At 54.4% G+C, this 22432-nt stretch carries 17 protein-coding genes; 3 read left to right on the top strand and 14 right to left on the bottom strand.

What is annotated here, in order from left to right; genetic code table 11:
* Positions 1–256: 256 nt before the first annotated feature.
* From clpB to NUV48_04785, 10 genes are all read right to left on the bottom strand, one after another.
* Entirely contained in the window at positions 257–2848 is a 2592-nt protein-coding gene (gene clpB / locus NUV48_04740) for an ATP-dependent chaperone ClpB (protein ID MCR4441447.1), read from the bottom strand.
* The gene (locus tag NUV48_04745; protein ID MCR4441448.1) at positions 2838–3860 is read right to left on the bottom strand and encodes a J domain-containing protein; all 1023 of its coding nucleotides are present in this window, start codon (positions 3858–3860) and stop codon (positions 2838–2840) included. The genes clpB and NUV48_04745 overlap by 11 nt, the downstream gene beginning before the upstream one ends.
* A gap of 72 nt (positions 3861–3932) precedes the next feature.
* Positions 3933–5822 carry a molecular chaperone DnaK gene (gene dnaK / locus NUV48_04750; protein MCR4441449.1) on the bottom strand — a complete coding sequence of 630 codons (1890 nt, stop codon included), beginning with the start codon at positions 5820–5822 and terminating at the stop codon, positions 3933–3935.
* Between the two features lie 285 nt (positions 5823–6107).
* Positions 6108–7358: a 6-phosphofructokinase gene (locus tag NUV48_04755; protein ID MCR4441450.1), complete on the bottom strand. Its 1251-nt coding sequence runs from the start codon at positions 7356–7358 to the stop codon at positions 6108–6110.
* 172 nt (positions 7359–7530) lie between these two features.
* The gene (locus NUV48_04760) at positions 7531–7989 is read right to left on the bottom strand and encodes a transcriptional repressor (protein MCR4441451.1); all 459 of its coding nucleotides are present in this window, start codon (positions 7987–7989) and stop codon (positions 7531–7533) included.
* Between the two features lie 60 nt (positions 7990–8049).
* A complete protein-coding gene (locus NUV48_04765; GenBank protein ID MCR4441452.1) occupies positions 8050–8844 on the bottom strand; it encodes a metal ABC transporter permease in 795 nt (264 codons plus the stop codon).
* A complete protein-coding gene (locus tag NUV48_04770) occupies positions 8825–9511 on the bottom strand; it encodes a metal ABC transporter ATP-binding protein (protein ID MCR4441453.1) in 687 nt (228 codons plus the stop codon). The genes NUV48_04765 and NUV48_04770 overlap by 20 nt, the downstream gene beginning before the upstream one ends.
* Positions 9508–10410 (bottom strand): zinc ABC transporter substrate-binding protein, encoded by a 903-nt coding sequence (locus NUV48_04775; GenBank protein ID MCR4441454.1) that lies wholly within the window; start codon positions 10408–10410, stop codon positions 9508–9510. Before NUV48_04775 ends, NUV48_04770 begins: the two co-directional genes overlap by 4 nt.
* Positions 10411–10569: 159 nt before the next feature.
* Positions 10570–11700, bottom strand: coding sequence for a peptidoglycan DD-metalloendopeptidase family protein (locus tag NUV48_04780; GenBank protein MCR4441455.1), 1131 nt, complete (start codon positions 11698–11700; stop codon positions 10570–10572).
* Positions 11701–11857: 157 nt separating this feature from the next.
* Entirely contained in the window at positions 11858–13870 is a 2013-nt protein-coding gene (locus tag NUV48_04785; protein ID MCR4441456.1) for a hypothetical protein, read from the bottom strand.
* Positions 13871–14089: 219 nt separating this feature from the next.
* Between NUV48_04785 and NUV48_04790 the strand changes: the two genes are divergently transcribed.
* Positions 14090–15463 (top strand): ATP-binding protein, encoded by a 1374-nt coding sequence (locus tag NUV48_04790; GenBank protein ID MCR4441457.1) that lies wholly within the window; start codon positions 14090–14092, stop codon positions 15461–15463.
* Positions 15464–15576: 113 nt separating this feature from the next.
* Here NUV48_04790 and NUV48_04795 read toward each other — a convergent pair whose 3' ends face one another.
* The 4 genes from NUV48_04795 to NUV48_04810 form a co-directional block, all read right to left on the bottom strand.
* Positions 15577–17460, bottom strand: a complete 1884-nt coding sequence (locus tag NUV48_04795) for a TRAP transporter permease (GenBank protein MCR4441458.1) — start codon at positions 17458–17460, stop codon at positions 15577–15579.
* Positions 17461–17636: 176 nt separating this feature from the next.
* Complete coding sequence (locus NUV48_04800; GenBank protein ID MCR4441459.1) at positions 17637–18665, bottom strand: TAXI family TRAP transporter solute-binding subunit; 1029 nt, start codon at positions 18663–18665, stop codon at positions 17637–17639.
* Positions 18666–18951: 286 nt separating this feature from the next.
* Positions 18952–19683, bottom strand: coding sequence for an FCD domain-containing protein (locus NUV48_04805; protein MCR4441460.1), 732 nt, complete (start codon positions 19681–19683; stop codon positions 18952–18954).
* A gap of 65 nt (positions 19684–19748) precedes the next feature.
* Entirely contained in the window at positions 19749–20933 is a 1185-nt protein-coding gene (locus tag NUV48_04810; protein ID MCR4441461.1) for an FAD-binding oxidoreductase, read from the bottom strand.
* Between the two features lie 306 nt (positions 20934–21239).
* Between NUV48_04810 and NUV48_04815 the strand changes: the two genes are divergently transcribed.
* Entirely contained in the window at positions 21240–21509 is a 270-nt protein-coding gene (locus NUV48_04815; protein MCR4441462.1) for a (2Fe-2S)-binding protein, read from the top strand.
* A gap of 34 nt (positions 21510–21543) precedes the next feature.
* Entirely contained in the window at positions 21544–22431 is an 888-nt protein-coding gene (gene dapA / locus NUV48_04820) for a 4-hydroxy-tetrahydrodipicolinate synthase (protein MCR4441463.1), read from the top strand.
* The last annotated feature ends 1 nt before the right edge of the window (position 22432 follow it).

The following is a 22432-nucleotide window of genomic DNA, read 5'->3' on the forward strand; positions in this document are numbered from 1 at the left end:
AAAAGAAATACTGAGAAAAGAATGAGTATAAATGTATTTTTATATTTTCATAGCGATACCACTACCCTCCTTTGGTGGCCCTATATATCAATAATACTTTAAATTGTATTAATTGTCGATGTATTACATAATAATACTGTATAATAAGACAGGCCGGGCCTTTATGAGCAGTAAGGCATGTTATCAAATCAAGCAGGAATGAATTATTACAAAAAGCGCCCCGGAAGCCGGTGCTGCTTCCGGGGCGCTCCCTTCGTCATCGCAGGACCAGTTGCCCGTCTTGTTCGTCCAGGGTGACAGTTGCTCCGGGTTCGATTTTGCCGGCCACCATCATCCGGCTGAGGGGCGTCTCGATTTCCTGCTGGATGAGGCGCTTGAGCGGCCTGGCGCCGAAGCTGGGGTCGTACCCTTTTTGAGCCAGATAGTCCAGGGCGGCGCCGGACCAGGAAAGCTTCAGCTGGGTATTGTTCTCCAGCCTGTGCGCCAGCCTCTCCAGCATTAGACGGGCGATTTCGCGCATCTGCTCCCGTTCCAGGGCGTGGAACACGACGACCTCGTCGATCCTGTTCAGGAATTCGGGGCGGAAATGCCGGCGCATAAGGTCGGTTACCACCTCTTTTATCCGGTCATAGTTTCCGGTTCCCCGGCGCTGGAAATCAAGGATTTCCTGGCTGCCAATGTTAGAGGTCATGATCAGGATGGTGTTCTTGAAATCAACGGTCCTGCCCTTGCCGTCGGTGAGCCGGCCCTCGTCCAGTATCTGCAGCATTACGTTGAATACGTCGTGGTGGGCCTTTTCGATTTCATCGAACAGCACTACCGAATATGGTTTCCGGCGCACAGCTTCGGTCAGCTGCCCGCCTTCCTCGTAGCCCACGTAACCGGGAGGGGCGCCGATCAACCGGGCGACGGAGTGTTTCTCCATGTATTCGGACATGTCTATCCTGATCATGTTGCGCTCGTCGTCGAAAAGGGCTTGGGCCAGCGCGCGGGCCAGCTCGGTTTTGCCCACCCCGGTCGGACCCAGGAAGATGAAACTGCCGATTGGCCTGTTGGGGTCTTTGATCCCGGCCCGGGCCCGCAGGACAGCATCGGCTACGGCCCTGACGGCCTGGTCCTGGCCGACCACCCGCTGGTGCAGCAGTTGATCGAGACGCGCCAGTTTTTCTTTTTCGCCCTCCATCAGCCTGCTGACGGGTATGCCGGTCCAGCGGCTGACCACCCGGGCGATGTCCTCTTCGTCCACTTCTTCCTTGAGCAGCATGCTGCCCTTCTGTTTGCCGGCCAGGTGCTCCTCTTCGGCCTTGAGCTTGCGCTCCAGGTCGGCCAGCTTGCCGTATTTCAGTTCGGCCATGCGGTTCAGGTCGTATTCGCGTTCGGCCTTTTCGATTTCCAGTTTGGTCTCTTCGATCTCCTTTTTCAGCTGGCGGACCCTGGATATGCTCTGTTTTTCAACCTGCCACTGGGCACGCAGGGCATCCGCTTCGCTTTTTAAGTCAGCCAGCTGCTTTTGCAGTTTTTCCAGGCGCTGCCCGGCAGCGGGGTCGTCCTCTTTTTTCAGGGCCGCTTCCTCAATTTCCAGTTGCATGACCCGCCGGTTGATTTCGTCCAAAGCCGTGGGCAGGCTGTCAATTTCCGTGCGCAGGCGGGCAGCAGCTTCGTCCATCAGGTCGATGGCCTTGTCGGGTAGGAAGCGGTCGCTGATATAGCGGTCCGAAAGCACAGCGGCGGAAATCAGCGCGCTGTCTTTGATGCGCACGCCGTGGTGGATCTCGTAGCGCTCTTTAAGCCCGCGCAGGATGGAGACGGTGTCCTCCACCGAAGGCTGGTGAACCATAACCGGCTGGAAACGGCGTTCCAGGGCGGCGTCCTTTTCCACGTGCTTGCGGTACTCGTCCAGGGTGGTTGCCCCGATGGCGCGCAGCTCGCCGCGGGCCAGCATGGGCTTGAGCAGGTTGCCGGCGTCGACCGCGCCTTCGGCTGCGCCTGCGCCGACCACTGTATGGAGCTCGTCGATGAACAAGATGATGCCGCCCTCGGAGCGTTGCACTTCCTTGAGAACCGCCTTCAGCCGTTCCTCAAACTCGCCCCGGTACTTGGCGCCGGCGATAAGAGCGCCCATGTCCAGGGCGATCACCCGTTTGTTTTTCAATCCCTCCGGGACGTCGCCGGCCACGATGCGGCGGGCCAGCCCTTCCACGATGGCCGTTTTGCCCACCCCGGGCTCCCCGATGAGCACAGGGTTGTTCTTCGTCCGGCGGGAAAGGATTTCAATGACCCGGCGGATCTCGTCATCCCGCCCGATCACCGGGTCGAGCTTTCCTTCCCGGGCCAGTCGGGCAAGGTCGCGGCCGTATTTTTCCAGGGCTTCGTAAGTCTCTTCCGGGTTTTCGCTGGTTACTTGCTGGTTCCCCCTCACCGCGCGGAGGGAGTTGAGCAGGGAGTCCCTTCGCAAGCCAGCCTTGTGCAGGAGTTCCCGCAGGTCGCTTTCGCCCTCTTCCAGCAGGGCCAGCAATAGGTGTTCGACGCTTACGTAGCTGTCCTTCATGTCGCGCGCCTCTTTTTCGGCGCGGGCCAGCACCCTGGCCAGGCCGCTCCCGAGGCGCAGCGCGCCGTCATAACCGTGCACGGCCGGCAGCCTGTTCAAAAGTTCCCTCGCCTTTTCCCGCAGGGAATGGCTGCTGACACCGGCGTGGTCAAGGATGCGGGGAGCCATGCCGCCTTCCTGCTCCAGAAGGGCCGCCAGCAGGTGCTTCCCGGTTATCTCCTGGTGGTGCAGTTCTGCCGCCAGGTTCTGGGCGGCGCTGACGGCTTCCCTGGACTTTTGCGTGTAGTGGTTAATATCCACGGGAATTCCCTCCTCTTCTCAAACTGGCCAGCTGGCGATAAAGGTCTTTTTCCTGCTGGCTCATGCTGTACGGGATGTCAATCTGGATTCTCACATACTCGTCCCCCCGGCCCCCGCCTTTTTTGGGCCAGCCCTTCCCGCGCAGGCGGAGCTTCTGGCCGCTGCGGGTCATTGGGGGCACGGTCAGCAGGACTTCGCCGTCAAGGGTGGGCACGGGAACACGGTCACCGTTGACCGCCTGTTCGGGAGTCAGAACCAGCTGCACTTCCAGGTCGCTGCCGTTCAAGGTGAAGACAGGGTGCGGCCTTATTCTTACATTGAGATAAAGGTCGCCGCGATGTCCCCCGCCCAGCCCTTCTCCGCCCTGCCCTTTCAGGCGGATCCTGCTGCCTGGCTGGATGCCCGGCGGTATTTTCACTTCCAGGGTTTTAACGGTGTTCCTGCTTCCCAGGCCGGCGCAGGAAGCACAGACCCCGGCGCTGGTGCGGCCCGTGCCGCGGCAGGAAGGGCAGACGTCGCGCGAGGTGAGCTGGATGGCCTTTTCCCCGCCCCGGTAGGCTTCTTCCAGGGCAAGTTCCAGCTCGCTTTCAATGTCCTGGCCGCGCAGTTTTTCCGGCTGCCGGAAATTTGCACCTGTGAAGCCGGAGATGTCATGGCCGAACAGGGCTTCGAAAAACTCGCTGAAGCCTCCGAAATCGAAGTCTTTTTCCCCTGCGGATGTCCAGGTGTAGTACTGGAAGCCGTCCATGCCGGGCGGCGGCTGCCATGCCTGGCCGTGCTGCCAGCCAGTTCCCAGGCTGTCGTACCTGGCCCTCTTGTCCGGGTCGCTTAACACTTCATAGGCCTCGTTGATTTCTTTAAACTTGTTCTCAGCGTCTTTTTTGTCGCTACCGGAATGCAGGTCGGGGTGGTATTGGCGGGCCAGCCTGCGGTAGGCGGCCTTTATTTCCTTGTCGGTGGCGCCGCGTTCAACGCCCAGTATTTTGTAGTAGTCTTTATATGTCGCGACCATACAAATCACCCCACAGGACCATAAGATGCCGGAAAGGGCTGCGGCCTCATTGCCGGCATCTTATGTCTCCCGCTATTTTTCGGTGTATTCGGCATCGATCACGTCATCGGAGGCGCCGTGTTTTCCGGCGGTGTCATTCCGGCCGGGTCCCTGGTAAGCGTGGTCCTGCTGTCTTGCAGTGTGGAAAGCTGCGGCCGCCTGCGTCAAATCGCTCATCAGCGAGCGGAGCTTGTCGATCCCGGCGTTTTCTTTGAGCGCGGTTTTCAGTTCGCCGACGAGCTGTTCGATGCGCCCTTTCTCATGCACGGCCAGCCTGTCGCCCATTTCTTTGAGGCTCCTTTCCACCTGGTAGACCAGAGAATCGGCCTCGTTGCGCACCTCGATTTCCTGCCGGCGTCTTTTGTCTTCAGCGGCATTGGCCTCGGCTTCCTTGATCATGCGGTCGATTTCCGATTTGCTGAGTGTGGAGGACCCGGTTATCGTGACGGATTGTTCTTTGCCGGTGGTCTTGTCCCTGGCGCTTACTTTGAGTATGCCGTTGGCGTCAATGTCAAAAGTGACTTCGATCTGCGGCACACCCCGGGGAGCAGGCGTTATCCCGTCGAGCTTGAACTGGCCGAGAGTCCTGTTGTCTTTGGCCATCTCACGTTCTCCCTGCAGCACGTGAATATCGACAGCCGGCTGGTTGTCTTCGGCGGTGCTGAATATCTCGGAACGGCGCACGGGGATGGTGGTGTTGCGTTCGATGATCCTGGTCATTACGCCGCCCAAGGTTTCAACTCCCAGGGAAAGAGGGGTGACGTCGAGCAGCACGACATCTTTGACTTCTCCGGCCAGCACGCCGGCCTGGATGGCAGCTCCTACGGCCACCACTTCATCCGGGTTGACGCTCTGGTTGGGGTTGCGGCCGCCGGTAAGTTCCCGCACCAGCCGCTGTACGGCCGGTATTCTGGTAGCCCCGCCGACCAGGATGACCTCGTCGATGTCCTTTTCGGTCAGCTTGGCGTCGGAGAGCGCGGCCAGCACAGGCCCGCGGCAGCGCTCCACCAGGTGGCTGGTCAGGTCGTCAAACTTGGCCCTGGTCAGTTTCATGTCCAGGTGCTTGGGGCCGGTGGCATCGGCCGTGATGAACGGCAGGCTTATTTGGGTCTCCGTGACGCTGGAGAGTTCGACCTTCGCTTTCTCTGCAGCTTCCGTAAGGCGCTGCAGGGCCTGCTTATCCTTGCGCAGGTCGATGCCGTAATCCTTTTTGAATTCTTCGGCCAGCCAGTCGACGATGACCTTGTCGAAGTTATCGCCGCCCAGGTGCGTGTCGCCGTTGGTGGCTTTAACTTCAAACACGCCGTCGCCGACTTCCAGGATGGAAACGTCAAAGGTGCCGCCTCCCAGGTCGAAGACGAGGATGGTTTCGTTCTTTTTCTTTTCCAGGCCGTAAGCCAGGGAGGCCGCCGTGGGTTCGTTGATTATCCGCAGGACGTTCAACCCGGCTATTTTGCCGGCATCCTTGGTCGCCTGGCGCTGTGAATCATTGAAGTAGGCCGGGACCGTGATCACCGCATCGGTGATTTTTTCTCCCAGGTACCTAGAGGCGTCGTCAACCAGCTTTTTTAACACCATCGCGGAAATCTCTTCCGGCGCATAGAGCTTGCCTCCGATGTCGAAGCGTACCGTGTTGTTGGGACCTTGAACCACTTTGTACGGGACCAGTTCTTTTTCGCTGGAGACTTCAGGATAACGGCGGCCGATAAACCGCTTGACCGAATAAAGCGTTTTCTCAGGGTTGAGGGCGGCCTGGCGCTTGGCCACCTGGCCCACCAAACGTTCACCGTTGTCGCGGAAAGCCACCACGGAAGGAGTGATTCTCGAACCTTCCGCGTTGATGATCACGGTTGGTTTGCCGCCTTCCAAGACGGCCACCACGGAGTTCGTGGTGCCCAGGTCTATTCCTACAGTTTTTCCCATTATTTCATACCTCCTTTGAGCAATGGGTGGGTTAGTACTGTAAAAATGTGGTCATTGACCAAATTTGACCTTAGTTTAATTATAACCCGGAGCACTGCTGTTTAAGCAATAGTCAGGAAAGGTTAAATTAGCTTCCGGTTTGTCGTTTTCAAGAAATATGGCGGTATAGGTTTTATTATCTCCCGTTTTCCTTCTTTTTTTCCTGACAGCAAAAGAGGGGACGGTCCTTGCTCGTCTTTAAAGGGCAAGCCAGCACCGTCCCCTCTTGCTAATCTTTTCTTGCTTTCAGCTCACGTGTTTTTTACGCGAGAGAGCATGAAGCTTTTTGTAGCCTTCCAGCTTGACGTAGTCGGGCACGCCTTTCTTCATCGGCACGGAAACCTCGCCTTCGATCAAGGGCTGGGCATAGCGGATGAATTCGTAAGTCACGTAATTCCGGTCTTCGTTAATCATGCTTAGCGGCATCGTCTTTTCGACGTTGGCCACCAGGTCCAGATCAACGAAGCCGGTTTTGCTGATATACTGGGGGTAATCGTTTCTTTCCAGGGTAACCATAACGCCTGACAGCCCACGCACAGCCAGCTTGACCGCCTCCCGCCCGACCATGTATGCTTCGGAAGCGTCGACCCTGGCCGCATGGTGCATGGCGCTGCGCTGTGAGGAACCCAGGATGTTGCACCTTACCTTCACCTTGATTTCGCTGGTAATCATGTCCTTCAGGGTGTTGGCCAGGCCGTTGCCGAGCTTGACATGACCAAAGGCGTCGGTTGTTTTTTCCGCCGCGAGGTAGCTGCCGTCCTCGGTCTTGAGTCCTTCGGAGGCGACAACGTAGCAGTAGCCCAATTTGTTGTAGACCTTGATCACGTCGGAAATGAACCTTTCCTTATTAAAAGCCACTTCGGGAAGATAAATCAGGTGCGGGGCGTCCTCATCGTGGTGTTTGGCCAGAGCGGCTGCCGCCGTGAGCCAGCCGGCGTTTCTTCCCATGACCTCGAGTATGGCGATGTCGCTTGAGGCGATTATACCCTGGAGGTCAAGGCCTGTCTCCTTTACGACCGTGGCGATGTATTTTGCGGCGCTCCCGTACCCGGGGCTGTGGTCGGTATGGGGAAGATCGTTGTCCACTGTTTTGGGGACACCGATCACCCTCATTTCATAGCCCGTTTCCAGGGCAAGCCTGTTTATCTTGCTGGCGGTGTCCATGGAGTCATTGCCGCCGACATAGAAAAAATAACGAATATTATGTTTTTTAAAAATGTTGAGCAGGGTATCGTAATCCTCTTCTTTTATTTTATAGCGGCAGGAGCCGAGAGCGGCGCCGGGAGTGTAACGCAGGCCTTCTATCGTCTGGCGGCTTTCCAGGCCGAGGTCAATCAGCTGCTCGTCCAGGACGCCTTTTATGCCGAACAGGGCGCCGTAAATTGTTTTGATCTGCGAATAGCGCATTGCTTCTTTGATCAGACCGCTGATGCTGTTGTTGATGACTGCAGTCGGCCCGCCGGACTGGGCTATCAGGCAGTTGCCTTTTAGGGTCACGCAGAATCAACTCCTTTGAAAAATGAGCTGCTAATGTCACTTTACAATTATAACAGCGCTTTCATTGCAATTACATAGGAGGGTACTGGCTCCCTTTCCAGCAACTGGCGTTTATGTTTATCCAACAGCATAAAAAGTTGAAAGAAGGCGGCCGGATAAAAACGGGTTGCTCTTAGCCGGGGTTTTCAAGCGCCTTAAATTTGCGGCATTCTTTGCAGTAGCCGTATACCTCGACCCGGTGTTCTACCGGCCAAAAGCCGCACTGGCTGTTTTTCAACATCTCTTCCATTTGCTTGACCGGGCAGTAAGGAAGGGGTTCGGTTTTATGGCAGAGGAGGCAGATCATGTGGTGGCGGTGGGTGTTTTCGGCAAGCAGTTTGTAGCGGGCGGCCCCTTCCAGGGTGATTTTTTCGATTATCCCGTGTGAAACCAGGGATTCCAGGTTCCGGTAAACGGTAGAAAAACTTACGCCCGGTTCAGTTTTTCTGATCTGGTCAAAAATTTCCAGAGGCTTGTAGAGTCTGTTTTTTTCTTTTAAAAAGACTGTCAGCATCAACCTGCGGGCGGGAGTGCTTTTTAAACCTTTCATTTTTAGGGTATTCCCGGGATCGGCCTGTTTTGTTTTCATCATAACCACCATCAATTCAAAATCATATATAATTTTAACAAAAAAAGATAGACGGTTGAAAGCTCAAACTTTGGAAAACAAAAGGAGGATGAGAAAATTCAAAACTGATGACATTACTATTGTCCCGCCGGGAGCCAGGTCGAGGTAATAGGAAGCGACAAGGCCTGCGGCGACGGCCAGGATTCCAAAAAAGACAGCCCAAAGGAGCGTGGCCAAAAAACCTTTGTGCAGCAGCAGGCTGGTCGCCGCGGGAATAACCATAAGGGAGGCGACGAGAAGGGCGCCGACGAGCCGCAGGCCAAGGGCGACTATAACGGCGGCCAGGACAACGAGCAGGTGATTGAAAAAGCGGGTGTTGATTCCTGCCAGGCCGGCCCCTTCTTCATCGAAGGTGACAAAAAACAGCTCGCGGTAATAATAGGCAACCACACCGCAGGATAATGCGGCCAGGGACATGATCAGAAACAGGTCCTGCCGGGTCAGGGTGATGATGCTGCCAAAGAGGAGGCTGGTAATACCGGCGTCGGAAGCCCTGGTGATCCCCAGCAAGATTGCGGAAGCGCCCAGGCCGGCGGCCATGATGACTGCCAGGGACAGTTCGCCGTAATAGTGGAAAAAGCCGCGCAATTTCTCCAGGAAAAGGGAAAGGAGAACGGAAAGGAGAAGAGCAGTGGGCAGGGGGCTTATCCCCCAGAGGATTCCCAGGAGTACACCGGCCAGGGAAACATGGGCCAGCGTATCTCCAACCAGGGAAAGGCGGCGCAGGACAAGGAAAAGCCCGATAGTGGGGCAAAGGGCGCCGACCATCAAACCCGCCAGGACGGCTCTGCGCATAAACTCATAATGCAAAATTTCCAAGTATACCACCGCTTTCGGGTTTTACTGCCGTTTCGATCGCCCGGCCTTTTTCTATGCGGATGACGCGCGAGGCACGCCCTAAAAAAGGGGCCGGGTCGTGGGTGACCATGACCACGGTCAGGCTTTCTTCGTGCAAAGCGAACAGCAGGCTGGTGAAATCCGCCTGTGCCTGGGCATCAAGACCTGTATACGGTTCGTCGAGTAAAAGCATATCAGGGCCTACGACCAGGGCGCGCGCAATGTTGACCCGCTGCAGCTGTCCCCCGGACAGGGAGCCGAGGAGGCACTTTCTTTTTTCCCGCAGGCCGACTTTTTCCAGGACTTTATTGATTGCCTCCCTGCGCCCCGGAAAAACAAAAGGAAGATGCGCGGCGATAACCTCTTCTACGGTAGCCGGGAAACCCTGGTTATATGTAGAAGAGATTTGCGGGACATAACCAATTCTATTTTTTCCCCGCCCGGGCGGCGTGTTTACCCGGACAAGTCCGGCCTGGGGATTCAGCAAACCCAGCATAATTTTGAGGAGGGTGGTTTTGCCCGAACCGTTTGGCCCCGTCAAGACAAGGAATTCGCCGCGGCGGACGGTCAGGCTCAGGTTTGCCAGGACCGGCGCTCCTTTCGGGTATGAAAAAGTAATGTCCCTGATCAAAACGGCATCTTCATTCATGGCGCGTACTCCAGGGCTGTTTTTAGGTTTTCCAAATTTTTTCTCATTATGCTGAAATAGTCTTCCCCTGACCGGATCTCTTTTTCCGTTAAACTCCCCAGGGGGTGGAGGACAAGGGTGCGCGCGTTTATTTCCCGGGCAATTGTTTCGGAGACTTTAGGGCTGGCGAGAGATTCAAAAAAAATGCAGGATATGCCGTTTGTTTTAGCCAGTTCGATAAGCTCGCGGAGCTTGCCGGGAGTGGGCTCCGCCTCGGCGCTCAGGCCCATAACCGGTATTTGGACCAGACCGAAGTCCCTGGCCAGGTAGGCGAAGGCGGCATGAGAGACTATGATTTGGTTTTTTTTGCATTTTGACAGGGCTTCCCGGTATTCCTGCTCCAGTGTTTGCAGTTCCTTTCTGAAAACCTCGTAATTTGCTTCATACGCCTTTTTGTTAGCGGGGTCAACCAGGATAAGTGCTTCAAGGATCGTTTTTCCTTGGTTCTCAGCGTTGATGGGTGAAAGCCAGGTATGGGGGTCGTTTTCTAGTAAATCAAGGCCTTGGCTGGCGTTGACCATTAAAGGGGCGTTTCCCTGTACGGCCTGTTTCAGCTTCTCCAGGTAAGGTTCCATGCCGGCCCCGTTGTATATGAAAATCCTGGAACGGGCAAGCTCCGCCACGAGCCTGGCGGATGGCTGAAACGAATGGGGCTCCGCGCCGGGAGGGGTTATGTTTATTACGTTTATTCCCGGCCCGCCAATCCTTTTGGTAAAATCATAAAGCGGGTAAATGCTCGTGTAAACTTTCAACTGCTGCCCGGCTGGCTGGGCTTCGCCGGGGACTAGATCCTGTCTGCAGCCTGCGGCCAGGACAACAGCCAGGGTAAGGCATAAGTAAAAAACGCGGGCTCTTTTCATCGGCCGGGCACCTCTTTAAATGCAAAGGATTATCATTTGCATTATCTATTATATGCAAGTATTGCTAAAATTATCAAGACATGAGCAAAAAAAATACGGCGGTGACGTGGCACGCCGCTGTATGAGCCTAATATATGAGGTTCAGTTATTGCCCTGATTTCATTTTATATAACCCGTGGGATTTTGTGGTTCTCCGTTTTTCCTCACTTCGAAATGAAGGTGCGGGCCGGTGCTCCAGCCAGTCGTCCCGACCCTGGCAATGGCCTGGCCTTTTTTTACAAAGTCGCCCGCATCGACGAGCGAAGCTGAGGTGTGGGCGTACATGGTCACAATGCCGCCGCCGTGGTTAATCATAACCACCCGGCCGTACGCCCCGCGCCAGCCGACCTCGATCACGCGCCCGTGGTCCGCGGCCACGATGGCGGCGCCGTAAGGCGCCCCGATGTCAACCCCCGTATGAAAACGGTTGGATTTCAGGATTGGATGGCGCCGCCAGCCAAAGGGCGAGGTTATCTGCTTGTAGCCGGGCGTCGGCCAGGCAAAAACCCCGGTCCCCATGTATGCGGCGTTGGAGTCAAGCTTGCTCAGCTCCAGCGCGATCCTGGCCGATTCCTGTTCAAGGTCGTCCAGGGCCGCCTCAATTTCTTTTCTTTCCGAGGCTATGTCCCTGTATATTTCGCTTTGGCGGGAACTGGCCATTTTCAATTCCTGCCGTTGTTCGTTCTGGTCATTAAGCAGTTTGAACAGGGATTCTTTTTTTACCAGGACCTGCTGGCGTTTTTCCCGGTACTTGCCGATTTCCGCTTTGACGTCGTCAATCAGGGCCATATCCTGTTCGGCTAGGCGGCTAACCAGGTCCCAGCGGGTCAAGAAATCGGTGAAACTGGTGGAACTGAGCAGGACTTCGAGGATGTGGACGTTGCCCTGTTCGTAAATGGTATTAAGCCGGTTGCTCAGCGCCTGCGTTTTTGCGGCCAGGTTGTTTTCGGACTTCTGGAGCTCGCTTTCCAGTTCCCGGAGATTCTTTTCGGTTGTACTGAGATTCTTTTCGGTGGTTCTAAGTTTTTTTTCAATGCTGGAGAGCGTATTGTTCAGTTTGCGCAGTTCCTGGAGGGCCTTGCTCTCTTCAATTTTTTTCTGCTGCAAGTCCTGCTGGACTTGCTGGATCTGCTGCTCGATCTCTTCCTGCCGTTTTTTGAGGTCGGTTTCTGACGCCATCCCCACAGAAGACAGTCCAAGGGCAAAAAAAGCGATAATAATCAGAGAAACCAGTTTTTCCATTCTTTTCATGCTTTTATGCCTGTCCCCCTTTCTGTCACTAACTGGTTTCGACAAGAAAAAGGGGATTCCTGCCTGAAAATGACGTTTTTATGCTGGAAATATATGACTGCAAAGAATGGCAAAAGTTCAAACCGGTAGAAAAGTGGTAAGATTTGACCGCGCACCTTTACCGGGCACGCATGCTTCGTATGAACCTTACCAGGTAACCCGTTTTTCCAAGCCAGGCCAGGAACAAGATGATCAGCACGGCCAGCAGGTTGTAACCGTAGGCGAACCAGAGCGATTTCAACCGTATTTCGGCTGCGGACATGTGGTATGTTTCGGCCAGCGCCTGCGTCCATTCCTTGCCCTGGCCGACTGCTGCCAGGAGAGCGGCGAACTGCCGGGGATTATTGTCGTTAAGGTATTTGAGGGTGAGAACATACGGGCCCCTGCCCAGCAGCAGCCCGTCGCCAAGGTCCTCCAGCTGGCCGCGCGGCAAATTGTTCCACCCGGAACCATACCAGAAAGAAAGAAAATAACGGTGAACGTGGATTTTGGTTTCATCCGGAGAAAAGGGCGCTGGCGTATAAAGAAGAAAGAGCGGGCCCTGGTAATCTCCCGTAAACTGGTGGGGTTTTCCCAGAAATATGAAATAGGGACTTTGGCCTTCGAGCGGGACGAACCCGGCCTCTTTGGCCATTTTCAAGTAGCTTTTGAACCATTTGAAGACCTTGTCGTATTCTTCTTGGGAATAGTCGCCAAGCACCAGCTTGGCTCCCGGCAGTGTATATGTGTCGCTGGGCACCAGCCTGTTAAGGTAAAAAGTCTCCTTCCAATCCGAGGCGGTCTCCTGGCCTGCGCTGTCAATGGCAATGAACTGGTAGTAAAGTCGCTGCATGGGTTTGTCCGCGGGAATAAAACAAGAAATCTTATGGTTGTAGCAAAAAGGGATAATTTCAAAGGGCTTTTCCTCCACCGGGCCTTCTTCCCAGCGGCAGCGAAGCGCGATCTTTCGAACATCTCCATCCCTGTCTGAAACGGCGCCCTTCACCAGAAGGCCGTCTTTCCCTTCCTCGACGGTCGCAGCCAGGGCAGCAACTTCAGGAGGGGAGCTTTTTACCCGGCTTGGCGGAAGCTGGTTTGCCAGCCAGCGCTGCAGCAGGGGGTGGACCTGAAGCTCCCGGACCTGGTTGTAAAGGCCGGCCAGTTTTCCGACCTGGCTGGCGTATTCTTTTCCCAGGTGCCAGTAAATGAAAGGAGAGGCACCTTCATTGTCGGCCAGTTCTTTCCAGATGGACAGCGCTTCATCTCTTTTACCCGCCTTTTCCAGGTAATAAGCCTGCCCTGTCCAAAGGGGAACCTTGCTTTCTCTGGGCGCTTTTTCCCGGCAAGCGGCAAAAAGACCCGCGGCGACAAGATAATCACGTTCCTGCAGGTAATGTTCCAGCTGCGTTTTTTCCACTTCCCCAAGGTGCTTTTCCCAGGATTCTTTTTCTGTTTCAATATCCGCCGCGACAAGCAGCTCTTTGCCTTCCGGCGACTGTTCCCATGACCAGGACAGGCTGTCGGCGGTTATTGAGAATTCCTCCGGTTGCACTTCTTTGATTAAGCCGGGGTTGATTTCTTTCATTTTCAGGGTAACGCGGTTTCTGGCAGCATCTTTCGCCCACATGTTCCTGGCAGGCCAGCGGAAACCGGTTGCCAGCAAACCTTCTGCTGTATGCACGCAGTTCATCGCATATTCCAGGTTCATGACTGCGCTTTGTTCCGGCTGGAAAAGAACCGACCAGGTAAGCGACTGCTGCTTGCTGTTGTACCGGATTTTTGCTTCTTCACCGTTAATTAAGACTTTGAAGAGGAAACTGGTTTCCCCGGATGGCTGCTTGGACCGGGAGCCAGCGCTGCCGTCAACGGGCAGGACGACAAGCGACCGGGCAGGAAACGACAGGGTGAGGCGAACGATTTTTTTCGCCGGATTTACAAGGTAGTAAGTGCTCGTCACTTCAGTCTTTTCTTCGTACCAGTTCAGTACCGTCTGGACCTCATCCACCCGGGCCGGTGTCCTGGCCAGTGGTTGGGGGTCCGTGGGGAGAGCAAAACCAGCCGCGGCCGGCGCGGCTTCCACCGGCCGGGCGGCAAAGGCAAAGCAGAATACCAGTATTAATAATAAGGCCGAAGCGGTTCCCAGCTTTTTCATATCCAGTCCTCCCTGCAACAAGCATATTCTATAGTAAAACTCGTCTTTGGTAAATAGCGGGTCATTTTTATTCTTTATATAAAACAACAAGAAGAGAAAGAAATAAAATATAGCATTTGTGTTTTTTTGTTATTATAATAGATTACAATAACAAAAGAACACGGTTTTGCGGTTAATTATTGGATATTAATCAGGGTAGAGATAATGGGAGGACGCCAAATGACAGAAAAGATGGAAAAAGCAATCCAGGCGGAGTGGAAGGTTATTCTATACAGGAGTGTGGTTAATGATCCGCTGGTCGTCAAATTTTTATCGCTGTTGAAGGAAACGGCAAAACCGCAACCCGATCCCTCAAGAGCCCTTGCTTTGTACAACGATTTTACAGCCTCGTTTATTCCCGCGGCTGCCGAGGTCTCGACAGGCGGCAGGTTCGCCTGGCCGAACTACCTGTTAAAGTTGATCCTGCTTGATGAAAACATATTCAGCCGCCAGGCGGAGAGGTTCAGGCTGCGCGACATACCCCCGCAGGTTAAAAGAATGGCCGAACAGGACCTGCAGTACTTGCAGTCCGTTTCCCAGGTCTCCGGCTCCCTGATCAGGGAGGTCTTAGCCGGTAAAATAGGCCGGGGCTTTGATGTCCAAAATCTCCCCGACTGGGAAGGAGTATACCTCAACGGCAAAAAGGAAACAGGCGGGGAGAGGAGAAACAGGGTGATCAGGCGGATCCACAGGCTGGACAGTTGGAGGAAGGCCTTGAAGCTGCTTGGCGATTATTACCGGGAAAACGGTGTGGGAATCTTCGGCCAGCACTACGCTTTCCGCTGGGTACACAAGAATGGCGACGGGATGCTGGTGGGGGTAAAAAACCCCGATACCATCCAGCTGAACCAGCTGTACGAGTACGAGAGGGAGCAGAGCAGGATTATCCAGAACACGGAACAATTTCTCCGGGGCTACCCGGCCAACAATGTCCTGCTTTACGGCGACAGGGGGACGGGAAAATCATCGACCGTCAAGGCTCTGGTCAATCTCTACGGGGAAAGGGGATTGCGGCTTATTGAGGTTCAGAAGCAGGACCTGGCCGATTTTCCTCTGGTGATCTCTTTGTTGGCCGAGCGCCCGCAGAGGTTCATCCTTTTTGTGGACGACCTGTCTTTCACGGAACAGGAGGGGCAGTACCGCGAACTGAAAGCCCTGCTGGAAGGAGGGTTGGAAGCCCGCCCCCAAAACGTGCTGGTTTATGCAACTTCCAACCGGCGTCACCTGGTGCAGGAGAGGTTTTCCGACAGGGAAATCACCGGGTACGATAAGGAACAGGACGATGTCAGGTACATGGACACCATGCAGGAAAAACTCTCGCTGGCGGACCGTTTCGGCATCACCGTCACCTTTGCCGCGCCTGACCAGAAACGCTACTTGGCTATCGTGGAAAAAATGGCCAGGGAAAGGGGCATTGACATCCCGGTGGAGGAGTTACACCAGAGAGCGCTGAAGTGGGAGATGAGCTTCAATGCCCGCTCTGCCCGGACCGCGCGCCAGTTTGTCGATTTTTTGGAAGGGCAGTTGGCCCTGGAAGCCGATCCAGGCGCTTGAATTTCAATATTTGCCGGGAGAACGAAAACCCCTGAAAGAGGCTTTTAGGCAGCCTGTTTTTCAGGGGTTTATTTGTTTCTTTACGGCTTGAACCGTTTAGATTAGTAGACCAGTCATTCGGCTGCTTTGACGGCCACGGGCCTGCCCTGCAGGTAAGCCCAGAGGAGCCCTGCTGCGGCTATCCCCAGCCCTGCCAGTTGGAACTGCAAAGAGGGATAAACCAGGAGCAGGCCGGAGGCGAGGAGCACGGCCCTGCCGGGAAGGTTGATGTGCCCCCTGAAACAGCCGACCAGCGCGATGGAAAGCACAAAGATGGCCGCCGAAGTTAAGGCGAAGGCCTGGAGTGTTTCCGCGGCTGTTCCCTGCCAGAGCAAGGCCGGCTGGTAGACGAAGACAAACGGCACAACAAAGCCTGAAATCGCCAGCTTGAAGGCCTCAAGTCCCGTAACCATCATTTCCGATCCGGAGAGCGTTGCCGCCGCAAAAGCGGTCACGCACACCGGCGGCGTCAGGTCGGAGAATACGGCGTAGTAAAAGACGAAGAGGTGCGCGACGATGAGCGGGACGCCGAACTCACCGAGGGCGGAAGCGCCGATGGTCACGGCGATGATGTAGGCGGCGGTGGTGGGGATCCCGGCTCCCAGGAGAGCGACGGCCACGAAGACCATCAAGAGGACGAGGAAGAGAATGCCGCCGGAGAAGTGGATCACCATGCTGCTGAAGGAAAGAGCGGCGCCGGTGCGGGTCATGCAGGTGACGATGATCCCCGCGCTGGCCAGGGCCACGGCGATCTGGGCGGCGGTGACGGCGCTTTCCGACAAGGACTCCCACAGGGACTTAAAATTGAAGCGCACTCTTGGGTTGATGACCCCCAGGACGGCGGTGAGCAATACCACGTAAAAAGCAGACTTGGTCGGCGAATAGCCGGCGATGAGGAGGTAGGCGATCAGGAGAAAAGGCACCACCATGTAGCTCCGGCTCAAGATTGAGCGCCAGTCGGGCTTTTCCCGGTCCGGGTCAGGCTGCAGGTTCAATCTCACGGCCTCGAAGTGGACCATCGTTAAAACGCCTAAGTAGTAGAGGACTGCGGGCAGGAAGGCGATTTTGATAATCTGGGAGTACGGCACCGCCGTCAGTTCCGACATGACGAAGGCCCCCACGCCCATGATGGGCGGCATGATCTGCCCGCCGGTGGAGGCTGCGGCTTCGATGGCGGCCGCTGTTTTCGGCCTGTAGCCGATTTTTTTCATCATGGGGATGGTTACGCTGCCGGTGGCGTAGACGTTGGCCACCGTACTGCCGCTCACGGTGCCGTAAAGGGCGCTGGCCAGCACGGCTATTTTGGCGGGACCGCCTCTTAGGCCGCCGGCCAGGGCGTGAGCCAGTTCGATCAGGTAGTCGCCGACGCCGCAGCGGATCATGAATACGGCGAAGACGACATAAATGTAAAGCACGTTGGCGGAAAGGCCGGTTAAGAAGCCGTACATCCCTTCGTCTACGAAGAGGTACATCATTTCAATGATGCGTTCGAACGAGTATGACTTGAAATGAAGGATGCCGGGCAGGTACTGGGCGAAGGCCAGGTATGTTAAAAAGATGACGGGCATGAGGGCAAACCACTTGGAAATGAGCCGGCGGCATGATTCTATGGCCAGCAGCACCATGATGGTTCCGAAGATGACTTCAGCCGGCAGGACTTCCGTAACCCCCTGGTAACGGAAATTGATCCGCTCGGCGTTCAGGTAGCTGTAAGCGCTGCCGGCAAAGGCAGCCGCGGCGAGCAGCCAATCGTACCAGGGGATTTTGTTCGCGGGCGATTTTTTGGTGGCGGGGTACAGGAAAAAGACAAGCGGTATCAAAAACAAGAGGTGGAGGGATCGCATTTCCCTGGGTTCAAGGACTCCGAACCCCGAAGTGTATAAATGAAACAATGTGGCAATTACTGCGTACAGTGTGACGGCTATTCCTGCAGGACCTTTGAGTTGGCGCGTGTTCATAATGTACCTCCTCGCATTGCTGTAGAAATATATTTAAAACACCGGCTGTTTAATGCCAGCATATTTTTTCAAAAAATGTTTTCTCCTAAGACCCGCAGATTTCATACTTTTCATTATGTATTATCATTTTAAAGAAGGCCCGGGACTTGCCCGGGCCCTTTACCGCTAGTTCCAGATTACTTGATGTAGCCTTTTTCCTTGTAGTATTTTTCTGCGCCGGGATGGAGCGGGGCGCCGATCTTATCCCAGGCCTTGCTCGGATCAAACACCTTGAAAGCGGGATGGATGGCTTTTGTCTCCTCTAGGTTGTCGCAGATGGTCTTGGTGATGGTGTAAACGATGTCATCGGGCACGTTCTTGTTGACAATGACGCAGTTGCTCATCGTGGCGGTTTTGACATCCTTGTCGCCGTTGACCGCTTTCGGGTAAGTGCCGGCGGGAATGACACCGCTGCCGAGATTGAACTTGCTTAAGGCCTGCAGGAGGTCATCGGGCCATTCCAGGATCCGCATCGGCCGGCCGATGGAGGCCTCGGTAACGGCTGCTCCGGGCAGGCCGAGGAAAGTAAAGTAGACATCGACGTTCTTGTCCTTGAACTGGGTGGCCTGGTCGGCGTATCCGGCATGGAATATCTTGGAACCGTTTGCTTTAAGTTTATCATATGATGTTCCGTAAAAAGCCATAACTTTTCTGAAGACCCATTCGTCGGAACTCCCGACGACGGATACGGTAATCCTGATCGGTTTCTTGCTGGTGAGGACGTCTTTAATGGTCTTGTAAGGGCTGTCATCTGCCACCAGGAAATGGAAGTAACTGATGCCCAGGTCGGTGGCAATCCCGCGGACGTTGGTGTATTTTTCGGTGTAGGGGTCTTCACCGGCAGCGGCCGCAGCGACGAGGGGCGGGAGTCCCCAGCCGATTTCGCAGTCGCCCTTGTTAACCAGGGGTACGTTCTGAACCCCGCCGCCAGGGATGACTTTCAGGCTAATCCCCGTGTTCTTTTTGGTCATCAGTTCACCAAAACCGCCGGCCTGGGAATACCAGCCGCCGCCCATCGAACCGGCCGTCCAGGTGAGAGTTGTTGTTTTAGGCGCTTCTTTAGGCTTTTCCGCAGGCTTTTCAGCGGGTTTTTGCGCGCAGGCGGCCACAAACACCAGCAGCGCGATGCAAAGCAGGGCAATCCACATTAGATTTCGACGTTTCAATACATTCACCCTCCCCGAAAATGATGGATTTTCAAAAAGTCGCCTACAGTTTACGCTTTACTACTTTTCGTTTATCCTGGCACCCCACCTCCTTGAAGGTCAAGATAATTATGAATCATTCAATTTATTAAAAACGCCCCGAGTATAGCTTAAACAGAGCCTAACCAGGAGCGTCGCTGCCCGAAAATCGGTTCGGGTCAGTGCTTGCTGCGGCTATAAAGGGTTTTTTCAATCGCTGCCCGGGCAAATGGGCGAGGGAGCTCCGCATGGCCTTATGCAATTCAAATTAAGTGTTCAGGCAAGTTTTCCAGTACTTGTTGACATCCTCCACCAGGCTGTCGATGTGGGCGAGCATGGCCGCTTCCGCCTCGTCGGCGTCGCGCCTGCGAAGGGCGTCAAGAATGCGGCGGTGAGAAACCATGTACTCCGAATTGATTTTTTTCCTGATATATTCAAAAGCCTGGGACTGCTGGCCCATGATGGCCAGCTGGTAGTACATCAGTTCCAGAATGGGGTTTCTCGAAGCGCGGGCGATGGCTTTGTGAAATTCCAGGTCGTGGAGAGTTATCGGCTTGTCTTCTTTGTAGCTGTTTTCCTGGAGAAAAAGGGTCTCTTCCATGGCGGCAATTTCGGTTGTGGTTATCCGCTGGGCGGCCAGCCTGGCCGTCCCCCTTTCCACCGTGCGGCGGGCTTCCAGCACGGCCAAAAAATCCTCCAGGAGCTTGGGGTCGATGTATTTGTTGAGGTTGCTCTGGTAGAACTCCATGTTTTTTAACTGCTTGTTCAGTATAATAGCCCTGAGGCCCTTTTCGGTGATGACCCGGCCGCGGTATTTTTCCTTTTGCAGATAGCCAAGGCTTTCCAGTTTATTAAGTATCCTGCCTATTGTTGCGGAACTCGTTTCTATTTGTTCTTCAGCCAGCCGGTTTACAATGTGCCAGGAACCAATAGGGTCCGAAGCCTCGCTGATCATTTCCAGGATAAGGAGCTCTTTTTCGTCCAGGGTCTTTACATTCATTATCGAAAACCTCCAGGCGCGAAAAGGAATATGGATGTTTTGCCTTGCTGATTTGCATTAATGATTCAAGCGCAGGAGTACTGCAGACAGCGGTCGGGCGACAGTTCGCTTATGTCGTGAGGCAGCGTTTCCGAATCGAGCATAAGGGCGATCAGTTTGCCGGTAATAGGGGCCAGGGCTATCCCGTCGCCTTCATGCCCTGCTGCCATGTAAAAGCCGGGGTACCTGGAAACAGGGCCGATAAAGGGTTTGCCGTCGTCGGAGGCCGGACGCAGCCCGGCAAAGGTGCGGATTATGTGCACGTTTTTAAGAATCGGGAAAAAGCGGGCGGCTTCCCCTATTACGAGCCGGATGGCCTCGCAGCTCGTGGTGTTGTCATACCCGGCGTATTCCCTGGTGCCGCCAATAAAATAGTTGCCTTCACCGGTCTGGGAAACCGCCAGCCCGATGCCCAGGTCGTTCAAGATCTGCCTGCGGCTTTTGGCCAGGGAGGGATAGAGTTTCATGACAATATAGTCGGCGTTCCAGAAATTCGTTTTGCCAAGGCGGGGGATCTGCTCCGTCACTGCGATTTGCCCGCGCTTCGGCCGGATAGGGATGTCAATGCCCAGCTGGCCGGCCAATTCGCCCGCCCATGCACCTGCTGCGTTGATGACCGATTCGGAGTAAAAACGCTGGCCGTCTTCGCAAACGACCTTCCAGTTATAATCGCTGATAAACTCAATTGATTGCACTTTGGAACCCTTTTTGATTTTAAGGCCCCTGTCTTGAGCCGCGGCGGCAAACGCCCTCATGGTTTTGAGGGGGTTTACCTGGGAGTCCAGGGGGCTGTATGTAGATGCCAGGACGTGGGGGCTTACGTGGGGATGAAGTTTTTTCATTTCCTTTTTGTCCAGGAAAGTTACATCCAGGCCGCAGCTGTGCTGCTGGTTGACGAAATCCTCCATGATGGGCAGCTGTTCCTGGGTTTCGATGAAAATCATCCCACCTGCGTTTTCCAGGTCGATTTCCAGGGGGAGGTCTTTTTCCAGGCGGCGATAATGCTCAAGGCTCTCTAAGGCCAGGGTGAGGAGTATGCCGGGCCTTTTGGACTGCAGGAGGATCTGGTCGTCACATGCTCCCGAAGCGCCCGAGCCGAACTCTTTTTTTTCGATAAGCAGAACTTTCCTTGGGCTGGCGGTCAGGTAATAGGCAGTTGAAAGGCCGATTATGCCGCCGCCGACTATTATTGCGTCATATTTTTCTTGCATGCTGATACCTCCGGGCTTTCCTTTCGCCTGCTCATCATATAGTGAGGAGCTGTTATGAATAGCATACCATAAATTTTGAAAAGAAAACAAGGTATTTTTAAAAAAATTTCATGGTAAATTTAATTTTAACAATGTAAATAATTGTCAACTCAGCACTTTTGAATAATTTAATATAAGCAATTTGCAAAAAAATTTATAATTAATAAAGATGTTTATTGACCCCGCGGCTGGAAAAAAGATATAATGGACTAAAAGAGCTGCTCACCCCATGATGAGCAGTAATGGTGGGGAAGGAGGAAATGCCTGATGCAGGAAGGACCCAAAAATTACATTTGCCGCTGCGAAGAAGTAACGAGGGAAGAAATTGAAGAGGCCATCAAAAACGGCGCCACGACAATGAATGAAGTTAAACGCTGGTCCAGGGCGGGCATGGGATTATGCCAGGGAAAAATCTGTTCCCGGAACGTGTCCCGTATTGTCAGCGAAGCGACCGGCAAAAAGCCGGAGGAGGTGCTGCCGTCCACTGTTCGCCAGCCGGTTCGCCCGGTAAGGATAGATGTAATCACTAAGGAATAAGGAAAGATGACAATCTATTGTGGAGGTGTTGGGAGTGCAGGACTGGGGCCGATTGATAACGGCAATGGCTACGCCGTTTGACAGGGAAGGCAAGCTTAACTTGGCCGGGGCCGCTGAACTGGCGAAAAGGCTTGCCGGCGAGGGAACCACGGCAGTGGTACTGGCGGGTACCACGGGAGAAAGCCCTACCCTGTCGGACGATGAAAAACTCGCTCTATTTGAAACGGTAAAAAGGAATGTGGGTATCCCGGTAATAGCCAACGTGGGGAGCAACAACACGGAAAAGTCCGCCCTGCTGGCCCAAAAGGCGAAAGAAACGGGCATCGACGGGATTATGGCGGTTGTTCCCTATTACAATAAGCCCAACCGGGAGGGGATTTACCAGCATTTTAAAACGATTGCCCAGGCCGCTCAGTTACCGCTGATGGTTTACAACGTACCCGGGCGAACCGCACTGAACCTGGACGCGGAAACAATTCTAAGAATTGCCAAAATACCTTTTGTCCATTCCATCAAGGAAGCCACTGAAGACTTTGGCAAGATTTCCAGGGTTATAAGGGAAGCACCTCCCCACTTCAAGGTGTATACGGGCGAAGACCACCTTACTTTGCCAATCCTGGCTATCGGCGGGTACGGGGTGGTGAGCGTGGCCGCGCATGTCGCGGGAAGGCAAATGAAAGCAATGATCGAGAACTACCTGGCGGGACGGGTGGAGAAAGCAAAAGAACTGCACCTCGCTCTTACGCCGGTTTACGAGAGCCTTTTTTTGACGGCAAATCCCATTCCCTTAAAAAGCGCTCTAAGGCTGTGCGGTTTTGACGCGGGTTCCCTGCGGCTCCCGCTGGTGGAAGCGTCCGGGGAAATAGTGGCCAGGCTGAAAGCGGATCTGCAAAATTTATCGCTGGTTGAAGGGAAGGATTAAG

The organism is Peptococcaceae bacterium (assembly GCA_024655825.1).
GTDB lineage: Bacteria > Bacillota > Peptococcia > DRI-13 > PHAD01 > JANLFJ01.

What these genes read in the sequence shown, in the direction of transcription:
- NUV48_04745 (MCR4441448.1), bottom strand. Translation starts at nt 3,860, where the DNA reads ATGGTCGCGACATATAAAGACTACTACAAAATACTGGGCGTTGAACGC.
- dnaK (MCR4441449.1), bottom strand. Translation starts at nt 5,822, where the DNA reads ATGGGAAAAACTGTAGGAATAGACCTGGGCACCACGAACTCCGTGGTG.
- NUV48_04760 (MCR4441451.1), bottom strand. Translation starts at nt 7,989, where the DNA reads ATGATGAAAACAAAACAGGCCGATCCCGGGAATACCCTAAAAATGAAA.
- NUV48_04770 (MCR4441453.1), bottom strand. Translation starts at nt 9,511, where the DNA reads ATGAATGAAGATGCCGTTTTGATCAGGGACATTACTTTTTCATACCCG.
- NUV48_04775 (MCR4441454.1), bottom strand. Translation starts at nt 10,410, where the DNA reads ATGAAAAGAGCCCGCGTTTTTTACTTATGCCTTACCCTGGCTGTTGTC.
- NUV48_04780 (MCR4441455.1), bottom strand. Translation starts at nt 11,700, where the DNA reads ATGAAAAGAATGGAAAAACTGGTTTCTCTGATTATTATCGCTTTTTTT.
- NUV48_04785 (MCR4441456.1), bottom strand. Translation starts at nt 13,870, where the DNA reads ATGAAAAAGCTGGGAACCGCTTCGGCCTTATTATTAATACTGGTATTC.
- NUV48_04790 (MCR4441457.1), top strand. Translation starts at nt 14,090, where the DNA reads ATGACAGAAAAGATGGAAAAAGCAATCCAGGCGGAGTGGAAGGTTATT.
- NUV48_04795 (MCR4441458.1), bottom strand. Translation starts at nt 17,460, where the DNA reads ATGAACACGCGCCAACTCAAAGGTCCTGCAGGAATAGCCGTCACACTG.
- NUV48_04805 (MCR4441460.1), bottom strand. Translation starts at nt 19,683, where the DNA reads ATGAATGTAAAGACCCTGGACGAAAAAGAGCTCCTTATCCTGGAAATG.
- NUV48_04810 (MCR4441461.1), bottom strand. Translation starts at nt 20,933, where the DNA reads ATGCAAGAAAAATATGACGCAATAATAGTCGGCGGCGGCATAATCGGC.
- NUV48_04815 (MCR4441462.1), top strand. Translation starts at nt 21,240, where the DNA reads ATGCAGGAAGGACCCAAAAATTACATTTGCCGCTGCGAAGAAGTAACG.